The organism is Streptomyces albidicamelliae (assembly GCF_025642175.1).
Taxonomy (GTDB): Bacteria; Actinomycetota; Actinomycetes; order Streptomycetales; family Streptomycetaceae; genus Streptomyces; species Streptomyces albidocamelliae.
Genome location: NZ_CP106795.1, coordinates 2211228 through 2229296 on the forward strand (window position 1 = coordinate 2211228; position 18069 = coordinate 2229296).

The following is an 18069-nucleotide window of genomic DNA, read 5'->3' on the forward strand; positions in this document are numbered from 1 at the left end:
CTGCCGATCGAGGACCAGTACCAGGCCCGCCCCTGTGCCCACGGCCGGCTGAGCCGATGGGTGCCGATCGCTCCTACGCGTACGGCGCCGCCGCCGGCCTTCTCGGTGACCTGCTCCTCGGCGATCCCCGCCGCGGGCATCCCGTCGCCGCGTTCGGACGGGCGGCCGGGGCCGTGGAGAGCGCGCTGTGGCACGACCACCGCGGCTGGGGGACGCTGCACACCGCCGTGTGCGCCGGTGGCGCCGTGGCCCTGGGCGCGCTGGCCACACGCGCCGTACGCCCCTCCCCCGCCGCCGCGGCCGCGCTGACCGCCGCCGCCACCTGGTCGGTCGTCGGCGGGACTTCGCTCGCCCGGGAGGCCCGGGCCATCGGGCACGCCCTGGAGACCGGGGACGTCGACGCGGCCCGCGCGCGGCTGCCTCATCTGTGCGGCCGGGACCCGCAGGCGCTGGACGCCGACGGGATCGCCCGGGCCGTGGTCGAGTCGGTCGCCGAGAACACGTCCGACGCCGTGGTGGGCGCCCTGGTGTGGGGTGCCGTCGCCGGAGTGCCGGGGCTGCTCGGCTTCCGGGCGGTCAACACCCTGGACGCGATGGTGGGTCACCGGTCGCCCCGGTTCCGGCGCTACGGCTGGGCCTCCGCCCGCCTGGACGACCTCGCCGGCTGGCCCGGGGCCCGGCTGACCGCCGTACTCGCCGCCGCGGCCGGCCCCGATCCGCGCGGTGCCCTGCGTGCCTGGAAGGCCGACGCGCACCGGCACCCGAGCCCCAACGCCGGGCCCGTGGAGGCCTCGTTCGCGGGCGCCCTCGGAGTCCGCCTGGGCGGGACGCTGTCCTACGGCGGCCGGGTCGAGCACCGCCCGGTGCTCAACGGCCGGACCGGGCGCGCCGTCCGGGCCACCGACATCGACCGGGCCGTACGGCTCTCCCGCCGCGTCGGCCTGCTCGCGCTCGGCGTCACCGTCGCCGCGCGCCGACTCGTGAAGGGACGTGGGAAGTGAACGGGGGTCTCCTCGTCGCCGGCACCACCTCCGACGCCGGCAAGAGCGTCGTGACGGCCGGGATCTGCCGGTGGCTGGTGCGCCAGGGGGTGAAGGTCGCGCCGTTCAAGGCGCAGAACATGTCCCTCAACTCCTTCGTGACCCGGGAGGGTGCGGAGATCGGGCGGGCGCAGGCCATGCAGGCGCAGGCGTGCCGGATCGAGCCGACCGCGCAGATGAACCCGGTGCTGCTGAAGCCGGGCGGCGAGCAGAGCAGCCAGGTGGTGCTGCTGGGCCGGCCGGTGGGCGAGATGAGCGCGCGCGGGTACCACGGCGGGCGCCAGCAGCGGCTGCTGGGCACGGTGCTGGACTGCCTGGCCGAGTTGCGGGGCACGTATGACGCGGTGATCTGTGAGGGGGCGGGAAGCCCGGCCGAGATCAACCTGCGGCGGACCGACATCGTCAACATGGGCGTCGCGCGGGGCGCCGGGCTGCCGGTGCTGGTGGTGGGGGACATCGACCGCGGGGGCGTCTTCGCCTCCTTCTTCGGCACGGTCGCCCTGCTCTCCCCCGAGGACCAGCAGCTGGTCGCCGGGTTCCTGGTGAACAAGTTCCGGGGCGATGTCAGCCTGCTGGAGCCGGGGTTGGACATGCTGCACGGCCTGACCGGGCGGCACACCTACGGCGTCCTGCCGTTCCGGCACGGCCTCGGCATCGACGAGGAGGACGGACTGCGCGTGTCGCTGCGCGGCACGGTCCGGGAGTCCGCCGTCGCGCCCCCGGTCGGTGAGGACGTGCTGCGGGTCGCCGTGTGCGCGATCCCGCTGATGTCCAACTTCACCGACGTGGACGCGCTCGCCGCCGAACCGGGTGTCGTGGTGCGGTTCGTGGACCGCCCGGAGGAGCTGGCGGACGCCGACCTCGTGGTGGTCCCGGGCACGCGCGGGACCGTACGGGCGCTCCAGTGGCTGCGGGAGCGCGGGCTCGCGCGGGCCCTCGCCAGGAGGGCGGCCGAGGGACGTCCGGTCCTCGGCATCTGCGGTGGCTTCCAGATCCTCGGTGAGCACATCGAGGACGAGGTCGAGTCGCGCGCCGGGGAGGTCGCCGGGCTCGGACTGCTGCCCGTGCGGGTGCGGTTCGCCCGCGAGAAGACGCTGACCCGGCCGGTCGGCGAGGCCCTCGGCGAACCGGTCGAGGGATACGAGATCCACCACGGGGTGGCCACCGTCGGCGGGGGCGAGCCCTTCCTGGACGGCTGCCGGGTCGGCCGGACGTGGGGCACGCACTGGCACGGTTCGCTGGAGTCGGACGGTTTCCGGCGGGCCTTCCTGCGCGAGGTGGCGGCCGCCGCGGGCCGCCGCTTCGTCCCCGCGCCGGACACCTGTTTCGCCGCGCTGCGCGAGGAGCAGCTCGACCGGCTCGGCGACCTGATCGAACAGCACGCGGACACGGACGCGCTCTGGCAGCTCATCGAGTCGGGCGCGCCGCAAGGACTGCCTTTCATTCCACCGGGAGCGCCCGCATGAGCACAGTGTTGTTGTTGTCGACCGCCGACACGGACCTGCTGGCCGCTCGCGCCTGCGGCGCCGGGTACCGGATCGGCAACCCCACCCGGGTCGACGTCGCCGCCGAACTGCCGGGCCTGGTCGAGGGCGCGGACATCGCCGTCGTCCGGCTGCTGGGCGGCAAGCGCGCGTGGGAGGACGGGCTGGCCGCGCTGAGGGCGTCCGGTGTGCCGACCGTGCTGCTGGGCGGCGAGGCCGTGCCGGACGCCGAGCTGATGGCGGAGTCGTCGGTGCCGGCCGGTGTGGTGGCGGAGGCGCTGAAGTACCTGGTCGAGGGCGGCCCGGCGAACCTGCTGGAGCTGTCCCGGTTCCTGTCGGACACGGTGCTGCTGACCGGTGAGGGCTTCGAGGGCCCGCACAGCATGCCGGAGTACGGCGTGCACGGGGCGTACGAACCGCGGGCGGACCGGCCGACGGTGGGCGTGCTCTTCTACCGGGCGCACGAACTGAGCGGCAACACCGGCTTCGTGGACACCCTGTGCGAGGCGATCGAGGCGAAGGGCGCCAACGCCCTGCCCGTGTACTGCGGTTCGCTGCGCGGCGCGGACGACGGGCTGTACGAGCTGCTGGGGCGGGCCGACGCGCTGGTCGCCACCGTGCTCGCGGCCGGCGGCACACACGCCTCGCAGGCGTCGGCGGGAGGTGACGAGGAGGCCTGGGACATCGGCGCCCTCGCCGACCTGAACGTGCCCGTCCTGCAGGGGCTCTGCCTCACCTCCTCGCGGGCCGCCTGGGAGGAGTCGGACGCCGCCCTGTCCCCCATGGACGCGGCGATGCAGGTGGCGATCCCGGAGTTCGACGGCCGCCTGGTCACCGTGCCGTTCTCCTTCAAGGAGCAGGGCCCCGACGACGTCCCGGTGTACGTGGCCGACCCGGAGCGGGCCGCGCGGGTGGCCGGGATCGCCCTGCGGCACGCGCGGCTGAAGCACAAGGCGAACGCGGAGAAGAGGATCGCCCTGGTCTTCACCGCGTACCCGACGAAGCACTCGCGCGTCGGCAACGCGGTCGGCCTGGACACGCCCGCGTCGGCGGTGCGCGTCCTGGACGCCCTCCGGGAGGCGGGTTACGGCCTCACCGAGTACCCGGACAACGGTGACGAGCTGATCCACCGGCTGATCGAGGCCGGCGGCCACGACGTGGAGTGGCTGACGGAGGACCAGCTGGCCGCGGCGCCCGCCCGGGTTCCGCTGGCCGACTACCGGGCCTGGTTCGAGAAGCTCGACCCGGAGCTGCGGGACGCCATGACCGAGGCGTGGGGCGAGCCGCCGGGCAACCTGTACGTGGACGGCGACGACATCGTGCTGGCCTCCCTGCGGTTCGGGAACGTCGTCGTGATGATCCAGCCGCCGCGCGGCTTCGGCGAGAACCCGATCGCGATCTACCACGACCCCGACATGCCGCCCTCGCACCACTACATGGCGGCCTACCGCTGGCTGGACAACAGCTTCGGCGCCGACGCGGTCGTGCACATGGGCAAGCACGGCACGATGGAGTGGCTGCCGGGCAAGGGCCTCGGCCTGAGCGCCGGCTGCGCACCGGACGCGGTCCTCGGCGAACTGCCGCTGATCTACCCGTTCATCGTCAACGACCCCGGTGAGGGCACGCAGGCCAAGCGGCGTGGGCACGCCACGGTGGTCGACCACCTCGTCCCGCCGATGGCGCGCGCCGACACGTACGGCGACCTGGCCAAGCTGGAACAGCTGCTGGACGAGTACGCGCTCGTCTCCGACCTGGACCCGGCGAAGGCCCCGGCCGTCCGCGCGCAGATCTGGACGCTGGTCAAGGCCGCCGAGCTGCACCACGACCTGCACGTGGCCGAGCAGCCGGACGACGAGGCGTTCGACGAGTTCGTCATGCACATCGACGGCTACCTGTGCGAGATCAAGGACGTGCAGATCCGTGACGGTCTGCACATCCTGGGCGGCGGTCCGGTCGGCGAGCCGCGTGTGAACCTGGTCCTCGCGGTGCTGCGCGCCTCGCAGGTGTGGGGCGGGCAGGCGAACGCGCTGCCGGGGCTGCGGGCCGCGCTGGCCGCGTACTTCGGGTTGCAGGAGAAGGAACTGCTGGCCGAGCCGGGCGCCCCGGTGAAGGTGCCGGTGGAGCTGACCGACCTGGTGGCGGGCCCGGCCCGGACCGCGTCCGACGCGATCGACCTGCTGGAGCAGCTGTGCCGGCGGATCGCGGAGCGGTTGGAGGCGGGTGCCTGGGACGGCGCGGAGGTGCCCGGTGTCCTGCGGGACGTGCTGGGCACCGAACTCCCGGACGCGGTGGCCGTGCTGGAGTTCGCCTGTGCCGAGGTCGTCCCGCGTCTCGCCCGCACCACCGACGAGATCGGCCACATCCTGCGGGCCCTGGACGGCGGTTACGTGCCGGCCGGCCCCTCGGGCTCGCCGACCCGCGGTCTGGTCAACGTGCTGCCGACCGGCCGGAACTTCTACTCGGTCGACCCCAAGGCGATCCCCTCGCGGCTGAGCTGGGAGGTCGGGCAGTCGCTCGCCGACTCGCTCGTCGCCCGCTACCTCCAGGACACCGGCGCGTACCCGAGGTCGGTGGGGCTCACGGTGTGGGGCACCTCCGCGATGCGCACCCAGGGCGACGACATCGCCGAGATCCTGGCGCTGCTGGGCTGCCGCCCGGTGTGGGACGACGCCTCCCGCCGGGTGACCGGCTTCGAGGTGGTCCCGCTCGCGGAACTGGGCCGGCCGCGCATCGACGTCACGGTCCGCATCTCCGGCTTCTTCCGGGACGCGTTCCCGCACGTGGTCGGGCTCATCGACGACGCGGTGCGGGCGGTGGCGGAGCTGGACGAGCCGGCCGAGTCCAACTACGTGCGGGCGCACGTGGACGAGGACACCGCCGGGCACGGCGACCGGCGCCGCGCCACGGCCCGGATCTTCGGCTCGAAGCCGGGCGCGTACGGCGCGGGCCTGCTGCCGCTGATCGACGCCCGCAACTGGCGCTCCGACGCCGACCTCGCCGAGGTGTACGCGGTGTGGGGCGGCTACGCCTACGGGCGCGGGCTCGACGGGCGGGCGGCGCGCGGCGACATGGAGACGGCGTTCCAGCGGATCGCGGTCGCGGCGAAGAACGTCGACACCCGCGAGCACGACCTGGTCGACGCCGACGACTACTTCCAGTACCACGGCGGCATGGTGGCCATGGTCCGGCACCTGACCGGCGCCAACCCCGAGGCGTACGTGGGTGACTCGGCCGTACCCGACCAGGTGCGCACGCGCACGCTCGGCGAGGAGACCCACCGGGTGTTCCGGGCCCGTGTGGTGAACCCGCGCTGGATGGCGGCCATGCGCCGGCACGGCTACAAGGGCGCCTTCGAGATGGCGGCGACCGTGGACTACCTGTTCGGGTACGACGCCACGGCCGGCGTGGTCGACGACTGGATGTACGAGAAGCTCAGCGCGGAGTACGTCTTCGACCCGGAGAACCAGGACTTCATGAAGAAGTCCAACCCGTGGGCGCTGCGCGGGATCACCGAGCGGCTGCTGGAGGCGGCGGACCGCGGGCTGTGGGCGGAGCCGGACGCGGACACGCTGGAGCGGCTGCGCGCCACCTATCTGGAGCTGGAAGGCGACTTGGAGGGCGACCAGTGACCACCCCGTTCCCGTTCACGGCCGTGGTCGGCCAGGACGACCTGCGGCTCGCGCTGCTGCTGAACGCCGTCTCGCCGGCGGTCGGCGGTGTGCTGGTGCGCGGTGAGAAGGGCACCGCCAAGTCGACCGCCGTGCGCGCGCTCTCGGCGCTGCTGCCCGAGGTCGACGTGGTGTCCGGCTGCCGCTTCTCCTGCGACCCGGCGGCACCGGACCCGTCGTGCCCCGACGGTCCGCACGAGCCGGGCGGCGGTGCCCGGCGACCCGCGCGGATGGTGGAACTGCCCGTCGGCGCCTCCGAGGACCGGCTGGTCGGCGCGCTCGACATCGAGCGGGCGCTCGCGGAGGGCGTGAAGGCGTTCGAGCCGGGCCTGCTGGCCGACGCCCACCGCGGGATCCTGTACGTGGACGAGGTCAACCTGCTCCACGACCACCTGGTCGACCTGCTGCTGGACGCGGCGGCGATGGGTGCGTCGTACGTGGAGCGCGAGGGTGTCTCGGTACGGCACGCGGCCCGTTTCCTGCTCGTCGGCACCATGAACCCCGAAGAGGGCGAACTGCGGCCGCAGTTGCTGGACCGGTTCGGGCTGACCGTGGAGGTGGCGGCCTCGCGGGAGCCCGAGCAGCGGGTCGAGGTGGTGCGCCGCAGGCTGGCGTACGACGACGACCCGGCCGCCTTCGGGGCCCGGTGGGCCGAGGAGGAGGCCGCCGTACGGCAGCGGATCGTGGCGGCGCGGCGGCTGCTGCCGCAGGTGCGGCTCGGCGACGGGGCGCTGCGGCAGATCGCGGCGACCTGCGCGGCCTTCGAGGTGGACGGCATGCGCGCCGACATCGTGATGGCCCGTACGGCGACCGCGCTGGCCGCGTGGGCCGGACGGACCGACGTGCTCGCCGAGGACGTGCGGCAGGCCGCGCTGCTCGCGCTGCCGCACCGGCGCCGGCGCAACCCCTTCGACGCGCCGGGGCTCGACGAGGACAAGCTGGACGAGACGCTGGAGCAGTTCTCCGGGGACGACGGCGACACCGACGACGACCCCGATCCGGACGGCCCCGGTGGCGGCGGCGGGCAGCCGGCGCCGGACAGCGGGCCGCAGGACGACGCCGGCGGTGCCGCGCGGCCCGAGGCCGGTGAGGGCGGGCAGCCGCAGGCGTCCGGCGCGCAGGAGCAGTCGGCCGCGCGGGCCTCCGAGCCGTTCCGGGCCAAGGTGCTGAGCGTGCCCGGCATCGGCGAGGGCGCCGCCGGGCGGCGGTCCCGGGCGCGGACGGAGCACGGGCGGACGACCGGGGCCCGGCGGCCCCGCGGCGCGCTGACCAAGCTGCACCTGGCGGCGACCGTGCAGGCCGCCGCCCCGCACCAGCGGGCCCGCGGCCGGTCCGGGCCAGGTCTGGTGATCCGCCGGGACGACCTGCGGCAGGCGACCCGTGAGGGGCGCGAGGGGAACCTCGTGCTGTTCGTGGTGGACGCCTCCGGGTCGATGGCGGCACGGCAGCGGATGGGCGCCGTGAAGGGCGCCGTGCTCTCGCTGCTGCTGGACGCCTACCAGCGGCGGGACAAGGTGGGTCTGGTGACCTTCCGGGGTGCGGACGCCGTGGTCGCGCTGCCGCCGACCTCGTCCGTCGACGCGGCCGCAGCCCGGCTGGAGTCGCTGCCGACCGGTGGCCGTACACCGCTGGCGGCCGGGCTGCTCAGGGCGCACGAGGTGCTGCGGGTGGAGCGGCTGCGGGATCCGGCGCGGCGCGCGCTGGTCGTGGTGGTGACCGACGGGCGGGCCACCGGTGGTCCGGAGCCGGTCGCCCACGCGGGGCGGGCGGCGCGGCTGTTCGCGGCCGAGCAGGTCGCCTCGGTGGTCGTGGACTGCGAGTCGGGACCGGTACGGCTCGGTCTCGCGGGGCGGCTCGCGGATGAGCTGGGCGGTGCGGCCGTCACGCTGGACGGGCTGCGGGCCGACTCGATCGCCGGTCTGGTCAGGGATGTGCAGGGGACGTCGAGGAGGGCCGCGTAGTGCCGCAGGGACAGCCGAGTGTCGTACCGGACGACGGCCTGACGACCCGTCAGCGCAGGAACCGTCCGCTGGTCGTCGTGCACACCGGGGTCGGCAAGGGCAAGTCCACCGCCGCGTTCGGGCTCGCGCTGCGCGCCTGGAACCAGGGCTGGCCCATCGGGGTGTTCCAGTTCGTGAAGTCGGCCAAGTGGAAGGTCGGCGAGGAGAACGCGCTGCGGGTGCTCGGAGCCTCCGGCGAGGGCGGGACCGTCGACTGGCACAAGATGGGCGAGGGCTGGTCCTGGGTCCAGCGGGACGCCCAGATGGACAACGAGGAGAAGGCCCGGGAGGGCTGGGAGCAGGTCAAGCGGGACCTGGCCGCCGAGACGTACCGGCTGTACGTGCTCGACGAGTTCGCCTACCCGATGCACTGGGGCTGGGTGGACACGGACGAGGTGGTGGAGGTGCTGCGGAACCGCCCGGGCACGCAGCACGTGGTGATCACCGGCCGGAACGCGCCGGAGAGGCTGGTGGACCTCGCCGACCTCGTCACCGACATGTCCAAGGTCAAGCACCCCATGGACGCGGGGCAGAAGGGCCAGAAGGGCATCGAGTGGTGACGACGTCGGTGCCCCGGCTGGTCATCGCCGCGCCCTCGTCGGGCAGCGGCAAGACCACCGTGGCCACGGGGCTGATGGCCGCGTTCGCCGCGCGGGGGCTCGCCGTGTCCCCGCACAAGGTCGGGCCGGACTACATCGACCCCGGGTACCACTCCCTGGCGACCGGGCGGGTGGGGCGCAACCTGGACGCGTACCTGTGCGGGCCGGAGCTGGTCGCTCCGCTGTTCCTGCACGGCGCGCGGGGCTGCGACCTCGCGGTCGTCGAGGGAGTGATGGGGCTGTACGACGGGGCCGCGGGCGAGGGGGAGCTCGCGTCCACGGCCCAGGTCGCCAAGCTGCTGCGGGCGCCCGTGGTGCTCGTCGTGGACGCCTCGTCGCAGTCGCGGTCGGTGGCGGCGCTGGTGCACGGGTTCGCGTCCTGGGATCCGCGGGTGCGGGTCGGGGGCGTGATCCTCAACAAGGTCGCCTCGGACCGGCACGAGTCGCTGCTGCGGGAGGCGCTGGACGCGTCGGGGGTGCCGGTGCTCGGCGCGCTGCGGCGGGCGGCCCCGGTGGAGACGCCCTCGCGCCACCTGGGGCTGGTGCCGGTCGCCGAGCGGCGGACGGCCGCGGTGGAGGCCGTGGCGGCGATGGCCGCGGCGGTGTCCGAGGGCTGCGACCTGGCGGCCCTGGAGGCGCTGGCGCGCGCCGCCGGCCCGCTGCCGGCGGACACCGCCCCCTGGACGCCCGACGTCCGGCCCGCCCGAGGGCCGGGGCCCGTGGTCGCCGTCGCCGGCGGTCCCGCGTTCACCTTCTCCTACGCCGAGCACACCGAGCTGCTCGCCGCCGCCGGTGCCGAGGTGGTCACCTTCGATCCGCTGCGGGACGAGCGGCTGCCCGAGAACACCGCCGGGCTGGTCGTCGGCGGCGGATTCCCCGAGGTGTACGCGGCCGAGCTGTCCGCCAACGAGCCGCTGCGCGAGGCCGTCGCCGCCCTCGCGCTCAGTGGCGCCCCGGTGGCCGCCGAGTGCGCCGGACTGCTTTATCTGTGCCGGGAGTTGGACGGACGTCCCATGTGCGGGGTGCTCGACGCCTCCGCCCGGATGAGCGAGCGGCTGACTCTCGGCTACCGGGACGCGGTGGCCGTCGGCGACAGTGTCCTGGCGCCCGCGGGGACGCGGATGCGGGGGCACGAGTTCCACCGCACGGTCGTCGAGCCGGGCGCCGGGGCCGCTCCCGCCTGGGGCGTGCGCGCCCCCGTCCGGCGGGTCGAAGGTTTCGTACAGCAGGGCGTGCACGCGAGTTACCTGCACACGCACTGGGCGTCCGAGCCCGGTGTCGCCCGTCGGTTCGTGGAGAGGTGCCGGACGTCATGAGCAGCACGCTGGTCGGAGTCGGGGTCGGTCCCGGTGATCCGGAGCTGGTGACCGTCAAGGGAGTCAACGCGCTGCGTGCGGCCGACGTCGTCGTCGTACCGGTGATGGACACCGGTGAGCGGGGGCGGGCGGAGGCGACCGTGGCGCACTACGTGCCCGCGGAGCGCATCGTCCGGGTGGTGTTCGCGCTGAACGAGCGGACGGACCGGGCGCGCCGCGAGGCGGCCTGGGACGCGGCCGGCGGACGGGTCGCGGAACTGCTGCGGCGGCACGGCTCCGTGGCCTTCGCGACCATCGGCGACCCCAACGTGTACTCGACGTTCACGTATCTCGCGCAGACCATCGCCGAGCTGGTGCCCGGCGTCGTGGTGGAGACCGTGCCCGGGATCACGGCCATGCAGGATCTCGCCGCGCGGTCGGGCGCCGTGCTGACGGAGGGCACCGAGCCGCTGACCCTCGTCCCCGTCACCGCCGGGTCGGCGGTGCTGAAGGAGGCGCTGGCCGGGCCGGGCACCGTCGTGGCCTACAAGTTCGGCCGGCAGGCCGCGGAGGTCGCCGAGGCACTGCGGGAGACCGGGCGGCTCGGGGACGCGGTGTGGGGGTCGGCACTGGGTCTGCCCGAGGAGTCGGTGCGGCCGGCCGCCGAGCTGGACGGGGCGCCGCTGCCGTACCTGTCGACGCTGATCGCGCCCCCGCGCCGGGACGGCGGGCGGGGCGGCAAGCTGTGACACCGCGCCCGTGGTCAGGCGCCGGAGAGGCCGACCACCAGCCAGATGAACGCGACCCCCGCGACCGTGCACAGCAGCGTGGAGCGGGCGGGGTGCTCGTGGTGGGCCTCGGGCAGGATCTCGGCGGCGGCGAGATAGAGCAGGACGCCGCCGAAGAGGCCCAGATACCCGCCGAGCACCGGTTCGGGGATGTGGAAGAAGGCGGTCGACAGCGCGCCCACGAGAGGGGCGCACGCGTCGGCCACCAGCATGCCGATGGCGCGCCGGCGCGCGTTGCCGTACAGGCTCGTCAGGGTGAAGGTGTTGAAGCCGTCGGCGAAGTCGTGCGCGATCACGGCGAGCGCCACGGCCGTGCCCATGCCGCCGCCCACCTGGAAGGCCGCGCCGATGGCCACACCGTCCATGGCGCTGTGACCCACCATCGCGGCGGCCGCCGTGAGGCCCACCTCGGGCGCGCGGTGGCGGTGTCCCTCGGCGCCGCCGTGCGCGGCCTGCCGGGCGGCGAGGGTGCGCTCGACCAGGTGGGCCAGCAGGAATCCGGCCACGAACAGCAACAGGGCGGCGGGTACGCCGAAGACCTCGCGGTCCGCCGCCCGCAGCGCCTCCGGCAGCAGGTCCAGGCCGACCACGCCCAGCATCAGTCCGCCGGCGAGTCCGAGGACGAGATGCCTGCGGTCGGTCACGCGCTGTGCCGTCCAGCCGCCGGCCAGCGTCATCAGGAACGCGCCGAGCGCGACGAAGACCGCCATAGGCCCTTGCTATCCGATGGAGGTGCCTTCGCGCACATCCGGCGTCGGACACACTCCCCCAGACCCTGACATTTCACTGATTCCGACTTGGTTTCCGCTTGCGTCCCGCGCTTGCGTTCCCCGTACGAGAGGACCCTTCCCATGGCCGATGCCCCCACCGGCAAGGTGACGTTCGTCGGTGCCGGCCCCGGCGCCGCCGATCTGCTGACGTTCCGTGCCGCGCGCGCGATCGCCGAGGCGGACGTGGTGATCTGGGCGGCCAGCCTGGTCCAGGCGGAGGTGCTGGAGCACGCGCGTGCGGGCGCGGAGGTCCTGGACTCGGCCACGATGTCCCTGGAGGACGTCGTCGCCGTCTACGAGCGGGCCCTGGCCGAGGGCCTGCGGGTCGCCCGCATCCACTCCGGCGACCCGGCGCTGTGGGGCGGCACCCAGGAACAGCTGGACCGGTGCGCGGAGCTCGGGATCGCGACGGAGGTCGTACCGGGTGTGTCGTCGTTCTCCGCGGTGGCGGCGCTGGCGCGGCGCGAGCTGACGATCCCCGAGGTCGCGCAGTCGGTCGTGCTCACCCGGCTGGGCGGCGGCAAGACGCCGATGCCGCCCGGCGAGGAGGTCCGCGAGTTCGCCCGGCACGGCACCACCATGGCGGTGTTCCTGTCGGCGGCGCGCAGCGGGCAGCTGGTGCGCGAGCTGCTGGAGGGCGGCTACCCGACCGACACCCCGGTCGTCGTCGCCCACCAGGCGACCTGGCCGGAGGAGCTGGTCGTGAAGTGCACGATCGGCACGCTGGAGGAGACGGTCAAGGAGCACAAGCTCTGGAAGCACACGCTCTTCCTGGTCGGTCCGGCACTGGACGCGCACGGCACCCGGTCGCACCTGTACCACCCGGGTCACTTCCACGGGTACCGCAAGGCCGACCCGCAGGCCCGGCGGGCACTGCGCGAGCGGGGGGCGAACAGTTGATCACCGTCGTCGGTACGGGGACCGGGGCGCCGGTGCCGGACGGCGTGCTCGACCGGGCGGCGCTGGTGGTCGGCGGGCGCCGGCACCTGGACGCGGCGGCTCTGCCGGAGGGTGCCGAGCGGGTCGTGCTCGGACCGCTGGCGCCCGCCCTGGACACGATCGCCGGGTACGTCGGCAAGGAACTGCCGGTGGTCGTGCTGGCCTCCGGGGATCCCGGGTTCTTCGGGATCGTCCGGGCGCTGGCCGAGCGGTTCGGCGCCGGTGCGCTGGACGTGCGGCCGGGCGTGTCCTCGGTGGCCGCCGCGTTCGCCCGGATCGGGCTGCCCTGGGACGACGCGGTCGTGGTCAGCGCGCACGGCCGGGATCTGCGCACGGCGGTGAACGTCTGCCGGGCGCGTCCCAAGGTCGCGGTCCTCACCGGGCCGGGAGCCGGCCCCGCGGAGCTGGGTGCCGCCCTCGCCGGTCCGGGGACGGACCCGGGCGCGCGCGTCCTGGTCGTGGCGGTGGCGCTCGGCGACCCGGAGCGGGAGCGGGTGGAGCGGGTGACGCCCGCCGAGGCGGCGGCCCGGGACTGGGGCGCGTCGGTCAGCGTGGTGCTCTGCCTGGACGAGCGCCGGGCGCTGGGGCCGGTCCGCACGGTCGCCGGTGTTCCGGCGGGACCGGACCGGTGGGCGCTGGACGAGGACGCGTTCGCGCACCGGGACTCGATGATCACCAAGTTCGAGGTGCGGGCGCTGGCCCTGGCCCGGCTGGGGCCGCGCCCGGGCGACCTGGTCTGGGACGTGGGCGCGGGGTCGGGCTCGGTGGCCGTGGAGTGCGCGCGGTTCGGCGCGGCCGTCGTCGCCGTCGAGAAGACCCAGGACGGGGTGGAGCGCGTCCGCGCCAACGCGCGGGCGCACGGTGTCGATGTGCGGGTGGTGCACGGTGTGGCGCCGGACGCGCTGTCCGGCCTGGCCGACGACCCCGACGCGGTGTTCGTCGGCGGCGGGGGCGTGAGCTGCCGGCCGTCGTCGGCGCGTGCGCACGGCGGGCCCGGCGGACCGTGGTCGTCGCCGTGGCCGCGCTGGACCGGGTGCCGGCGGCGCGGGAGGCGCTGACGGCCGCCGGGTTCCGCTGCGACGGGGTGCTCCTGCAGTCGTCGCGGCTGGCGCCGCTGCCCGGGGACGTGACCCGGCTCGCGGCCACCAATCCAGTGTTCCTGCTCTGGGGCGACAGGCCCCGGGCATCCAGTGAAGGAGTAGCCCAGTGATCGGCCTCATTTCCGCCACCTCGGCGGGGGCGGCGGCGCGGGACCGGCTGGCCGCGGCCTGGCCGGACCGTACCCGGGTGTACGAGGGACCCGTCGGCGAGTCCGTACGGGCCGCGTTCGCGGAGTGCGAGCAGCTGGTCTGCTTCCTGGCGACGGGGGCCGTGGTGCGGCTGCTCGCGCCGCTGCTCGGCGACAAGACCGCCGACCCGGGCGTGGTGTGCGTGGACGAGGGCGGCCGGTTCGCGGTGTCCCTGGTCGGCGGGCACGGTGGCGGCGCCAACGAACTCGCCCGCGAGGTGGGCGGGTTGCTGGGCGCCGAGCCCGTGGTGACGACCGCGACGGACGCCGTCGGCCTGGCGGCGCTGGACACGCTCGGGCTGCCGTACGAGGGTGCGGTCGCCGCGGTCTCCCGCGCCCTGCTGGACGGTGAGCCGGTGGCGCTGGCGGCCGAGGTGGCGTGGCCGCTGCCGCCGCTGCCGTTCTCGGCCGAGGGGGCGTACACCGTGCGGCTCACCGACCGGGCGGTCGAGCCGGCCGAGCGTGAGGTGCTGCTGCGGCCGCCGTCCCTGGTGGTCGGGGTCGGCGCGTCCAGGGGCGCGCCGGCCGAGGAGGTCCTCGGGCTGATCGGGGAGGCGCTGCGCGAGGCGGGTCTGTCCGCCGGGTCGGTGGCGGAACTGGCCACCGTGGACGCCAAGGCGGAGGAGCCCGGCCTCGTCGCGGCCGCCGGACGGCTCGGGGTGCCGCTGGTGACGTACTCCGCGGAGGAGCTGGCGGCCGTCGAGGTGCCCAACCCGTCCGACGCGCCCCTCGCCGCCGTCGGCACCCCGTCGGTCGCGGAGGCCGCCGCCCTGGCCGCCGGCGGTGAACTCCTCGTGCCCAAGCGGAAGTCCGAGCGTGCCGACGGGCGGCCGGCGATGGTGACCTGCGCCGTCGTACGGCGCCCGGGACGCGGGCGGCTCGCCGTCGTCGGGCTCGGGCCGGGGGCCCGCGACCTGCTCACCCCGCGCGCGGCGGCCGAACTGCGGCGGGCGTCGGTGCTGGTCGGGCTCGACCAGTACGTGGACCAGATCCGCGATCTGCTGCGACCGGGCACCCGGGTGCTGGAGTCGGGGCTCGGCGCCGAGGAGGAGCGGGCGCGTACGGCCGTCGCGGAGGCCCGGCGCGGGCACGCGGTGGCGCTGATCGGCAGCGGTGACGCGGGCGTGTACGCCATGGCCTCCCCGGCGCTCGCCGAGGCGTCCGACGACATCGACGTGGTCGGGGTGCCCGGGGTGACGGCCGCGCTGGCCGCCGGGGCGGTCCTGGGCGCGCCGCTGGGCCACGACCACGTGTCCATCAGCCTGTCCGACCTGCACACGCCGTGGGAGGTCATCGAGCGCCGGGTGCGCGCGGCGGCCGAGGCGGACCTCGTGGTGACCTTCTACAACCCGCGCTCGCGGGGCCGGGACTGGCAGCTGCCGAAGGCGCTCGGCATCCTCGCCGGGCACCGGGACCCGGCCACACCGGTCGGCGTCGTCCGCAACGCCTCCCGGCCGGACGAGTCCAGCCGGGTCACCACGCTGGCCGGACTGGATCCGGCGACGGTCGACATGATGACGGTCGTGACCGTGGGCAACACGGCGACCCGCACCGTCGCGGGGCGCATGGTGACCCCGCGCGGCTACCGCTGGCAGGAGAGTGCCCGGTGAACCGAGTGGTCCACCCCATCGAGGAGGAGTCCTACCGGCGGCTGCGCGCCCGCCTGGACACCACGCACTTCCCGCCGCTGACCCGCGCGGTGGTGGAGCGGGTCGTCCACTCCGCCGCCGACCTGGAGTACGCGAGCGACCTCGTCATGGCGGAGGAGGACCTGGTGGCGGCGCACGCGGCGCTGCACGCCGGGGCGCCCGTCGTCGTGGACGTGGAGATGGTCGCGGCCGGCATCACCCGGCGGGAATCCGTCTGCCGGCTGAAGGACGCCACGGCCGGTCCCGGGCTGACCCGTTCCGCGCACGGCATCCGGCTCGCCTACGAACAGGTCGGGCCCGGCGCCCTCTGGGTGATCGGCAACGCGCCGACCGCCCTGGAGGAGCTGCTGACCCTGGACGCCTCCCCCGCGCTCGTCATCGGCCTGCCCGTCGGCTTCGTCGGCGCGGTCGAGTCCAAGGAGGCGCTGCGCGAGAGCGGACTGCCCGCCGTGAGCAACGTGTCCGAGAAGGGCGGCTCGGCCGTCGCCTCCGCCGCGCTCAACGCCCTTCTGTACCACCCCGTTTCGTCTGAGGAGACCTCGTGACCACCCCGCCCGCCCTGCTGATCGCCGGCCACGGCACCCGTGACGACGCCGGAGCCGAGGCGTTCCGCGACTTCGTACGACAGCTGGGCCGCCGCCGCCCCGACCTGCCCGTCGCCGGCGGCTTCATCGAGCTGTCCCCGCCGCCGCTGGGCGAGGCCGTCGCCGAACTGGTCGGCAAGGGCGTCCGCCGGTTCGCGGCCGTACCGCTGATGCTGGTGTCCGCCGGGCACGCCAAGGGGGACATCCCCGCGGCGCTGGCCCGTGAGAAGGAGCGGCACGCGGGCATCTCGTACACCTACGGCCGCCCGCTCGGCCCGCATCCGGCGCTGCTGAACGTGCTGGAGCGGCGGCTGGACGAGGCGCTCGGCGGTGCGGCGCGCACCCCCGAGGACCGGGCCGACGTGACGGTGCTGCTCGTGGGGCGCGGTTCGACCGACCCGGACGCCAACGCCGAGGTGCACAAGGCGGCGCGGCTGCTGTGGGAGGGCCGCGGGTACGCCGGCGTGGAGACGGCGTTCGTGTCGCTGGCGGCGCCGGACGTGCCGAGCGGCCTCGACCGGTGCGCCAGGCTCGGCGCGCGGCGCATCGTCGTCCTGCCGTACTTCCTGTTCACCGGCATCCTGCCGGACCGGGTGCGGCAGCAGACCGAGGGCTGGGCGGCCGCGCACCCGGACGTCGAGGTGCGGTCGGCCGACGTGATCGGGCCGGAGCCGGAGCTGCTCGACCTGGTGATCGAGCGGTACGAGGAGGCCGTCAAGGGCGACCTGCGGATGAACTGCGACTCGTGCGTGTACCGCATCGCGCTGCCGGGCTTCGAGGACAAGGTGGGGCTGCCGCAGCAGCCGCACTTCCACCCCGACGACGACGGCCACCACCACGGGCACGGGCACCACCCTCACGGCGGGCACTCGCACAGCCATGCGCACTGAGGACGCCGGACACGATCTGCGCCACCACGGGGACGCCGAGGTCCGGGACGCGGGGGCGGGGCTGATCGATCTCGCCGTCAACGTCCGTGCCGACACGCCTCCGGTCTGGCTGCGGGAGGAGATCGCCGCGTCCCTGCCGTCGCTCGCGGCCTACCCGGACGGTCGGGCCGCGCGGGCGGCGGTGGCGGCCCGGCACGGGCTGCCGGTGGAGCGGGTGCTGCTGACGGCCGGGGCGGCCGAGGCGTTCGTGCTGCTGGCACGGGCGCTGAAGGTGCGCCGGCCGGTGGTGGTGCACCCGCAGTTCACCGAGCCGGAGGCGGCGCTGCGGGACGCGGGGCACACCGTGGACCGGGTGCTGTTGCGGGCGGAGGACGGTTTCCGGCTGGATCCGGCGGCCGTGCCCGAGGACGCGGACCTGGTCGTGATCGGGAATCCGACGAACCCGACGTCCGTGCTGCACCCGGCCGGCGCGATCGCCCGACTGGCCCGGCCCGGGCGGGTGCTGGTGGTCGACGAGGCCTTCATGGACGCGGTGCCGGGCGAGCGCGAGGCGCTGGCCGGGCGGACCGACGTGCCCGGTCTCGTCGTGCTGCGCAGCCTGACCAAGACCTGGGGGCTGGCGGGGCTGCGGATCGGCTACGTACTGGCCGACCCGGAGACCGTCGACGCGCTGGAGCGGGCCCAGCCGCTGTGGCCGGTGTCGACGCCCGCGCTGGCCGCCGCCGAGGCGTGCGTGGCGCCGCGGGCGCTCGCGGAGGCCGGGCACGCGGCGCATCGCGTCGCCGTGGACCGGGCGCACCTGGTGGCGGGGCTGACCGCCCTCGCCGACCGGGGTGTGCGGGTGGTGGAACCGGCACACGGGCCGTTCGTGCTGGTCCGCATGGACCGAGCGGCCGCGGTACGACGGCGGTTGCGCGACCTCGGCTACGCGGTCCGGCGCGGGGACACGTTCCCGGGGCTGGGGCCGGAGTGGGTGCGGGTCGCCGTGCGGGACCGTGCGACGGCCGGCGGCTTCCTGGACGCACTGTCGGCCGCGCTGACCACGCTCGGCCGGCAGTGATCCGGGAGGCGGACG

At 75.2% G+C, this 18069-nt stretch carries 13 protein-coding genes and 1 pseudogene; 13 read left to right on the top strand and 1 reads right to left on the bottom strand.

Annotated elements, in window-relative coordinates; all coding sequences use genetic code 11:
* Positions 1-56: 56 nt before the first annotated feature.
* From N8I86_RS10310 to cobI, 7 genes are read left to right on the top strand one after another with little or no spacing between them, the layout of a single operon-like run.
* Complete coding sequence (locus N8I86_RS10310) at positions 57-1001, top strand: cobalamin biosynthesis protein (protein ID WP_073892369.1); 945 nt, start codon at positions 57-59, stop codon at positions 999-1001.
* On the top strand, positions 998-2506 hold the full coding sequence (locus tag N8I86_RS10315; RefSeq protein ID WP_263277623.1) for a cobyric acid synthase: 1509 nt from the start codon (positions 998-1000) through the stop codon (positions 2504-2506). The genes N8I86_RS10310 and N8I86_RS10315 overlap by 4 nt, the downstream gene beginning before the upstream one ends.
* Positions 2503-6153, top strand: coding sequence for a cobaltochelatase subunit CobN (cobN, locus tag N8I86_RS10320; protein ID WP_263277624.1), 3651 nt, complete (start codon positions 2503-2505; stop codon positions 6151-6153). Before N8I86_RS10315 ends, cobN begins: the two co-directional genes overlap by 4 nt.
* Complete coding sequence (locus N8I86_RS10325; protein ID WP_123438321.1) at positions 6150-8153, top strand: putative cobaltochelatase; 2004 nt, start codon at positions 6150-6152, stop codon at positions 8151-8153. Before cobN ends, N8I86_RS10325 begins: the two co-directional genes overlap by 4 nt.
* Positions 8153-8752 carry a cob(I)yrinic acid a,c-diamide adenosyltransferase gene (cobO, locus tag N8I86_RS10330; RefSeq protein ID WP_263277625.1) on the top strand — a complete coding sequence of 200 codons (600 nt, stop codon included), beginning with the start codon at positions 8153-8155 and terminating at the stop codon, positions 8750-8752. The genes N8I86_RS10325 and cobO overlap by 1 nt, the downstream gene beginning before the upstream one ends.
* The gene (locus N8I86_RS10335) at positions 8746-10107 is read left to right on the top strand and encodes a cobyrinate a,c-diamide synthase (RefSeq protein ID WP_263277626.1); all 1362 of its coding nucleotides are present in this window, start codon (positions 8746-8748) and stop codon (positions 10105-10107) included. Before cobO ends, N8I86_RS10335 begins: the two co-directional genes overlap by 7 nt.
* Positions 10104-10835, top strand: coding sequence for a precorrin-2 C(20)-methyltransferase (gene cobI, locus N8I86_RS10340; RefSeq protein ID WP_123439759.1), 732 nt, complete (start codon positions 10104-10106; stop codon positions 10833-10835). The genes N8I86_RS10335 and cobI overlap by 4 nt, the downstream gene beginning before the upstream one ends.
* Before the next feature lie 14 nt (positions 10836-10849).
* Here the strand turns inward: cobI and N8I86_RS10345 are convergent, their stop codons facing one another.
* Positions 10850-11584 (bottom strand): ZIP family metal transporter, encoded by a 735-nt coding sequence (locus tag N8I86_RS10345; RefSeq protein ID WP_073892385.1) that lies wholly within the window; start codon positions 11582-11584, stop codon positions 10850-10852.
* Between the two features lie 141 nt (positions 11585-11725).
* On the opposite strand from N8I86_RS10345, the gene cobM reads away from it, so the two are divergent.
* The 6 genes and pseudogenes from cobM (at position 11726) to cobC (ending at position 18054) form a co-directional block, all read left to right on the top strand.
* Positions 11726-12544, top strand: coding sequence for a precorrin-4 C(11)-methyltransferase (gene cobM / locus N8I86_RS10350; RefSeq protein ID WP_073892387.1), 819 nt, complete (start codon positions 11726-11728; stop codon positions 12542-12544).
* Positions 12541-13793 (top strand): annotated as a pseudogene (gene cbiE / locus N8I86_RS10355) (precorrin-6y C5,15-methyltransferase (decarboxylating) subunit CbiE). The gene cobM and the pseudogene cbiE overlap by 4 nt, the downstream one beginning before the upstream one ends.
* On the top strand, positions 13790-15481 hold the full coding sequence (gene cobJ / locus N8I86_RS10360; protein WP_263277627.1) for a precorrin-3B C(17)-methyltransferase: 1692 nt from the start codon (positions 13790-13792) through the stop codon (positions 15479-15481). The pseudogene cbiE and the gene cobJ overlap by 4 nt, the downstream one beginning before the upstream one ends.
* Entirely contained in the window at positions 15478-16065 is a 588-nt protein-coding gene (locus tag N8I86_RS10365) for a precorrin-8X methylmutase (protein WP_123438317.1), read from the top strand. The genes cobJ and N8I86_RS10365 overlap by 4 nt, the downstream gene beginning before the upstream one ends.
* Positions 16062-16994 carry a sirohydrochlorin chelatase gene (locus N8I86_RS10370; protein WP_073892397.1) on the top strand — a complete coding sequence of 311 codons (933 nt, stop codon included), beginning with the start codon at positions 16062-16064 and terminating at the stop codon, positions 16992-16994. The genes N8I86_RS10365 and N8I86_RS10370 overlap by 4 nt, the downstream gene beginning before the upstream one ends.
* Positions 16984-18054 carry an Rv2231c family pyridoxal phosphate-dependent protein CobC gene (cobC, locus tag N8I86_RS10375; protein WP_123438316.1) on the top strand — a complete coding sequence of 357 codons (1071 nt, stop codon included), beginning with the start codon at positions 16984-16986 and terminating at the stop codon, positions 18052-18054. Before N8I86_RS10370 ends, cobC begins: the two co-directional genes overlap by 11 nt.
* The last annotated feature ends 15 nt before the right edge of the window (positions 18055-18069 follow it).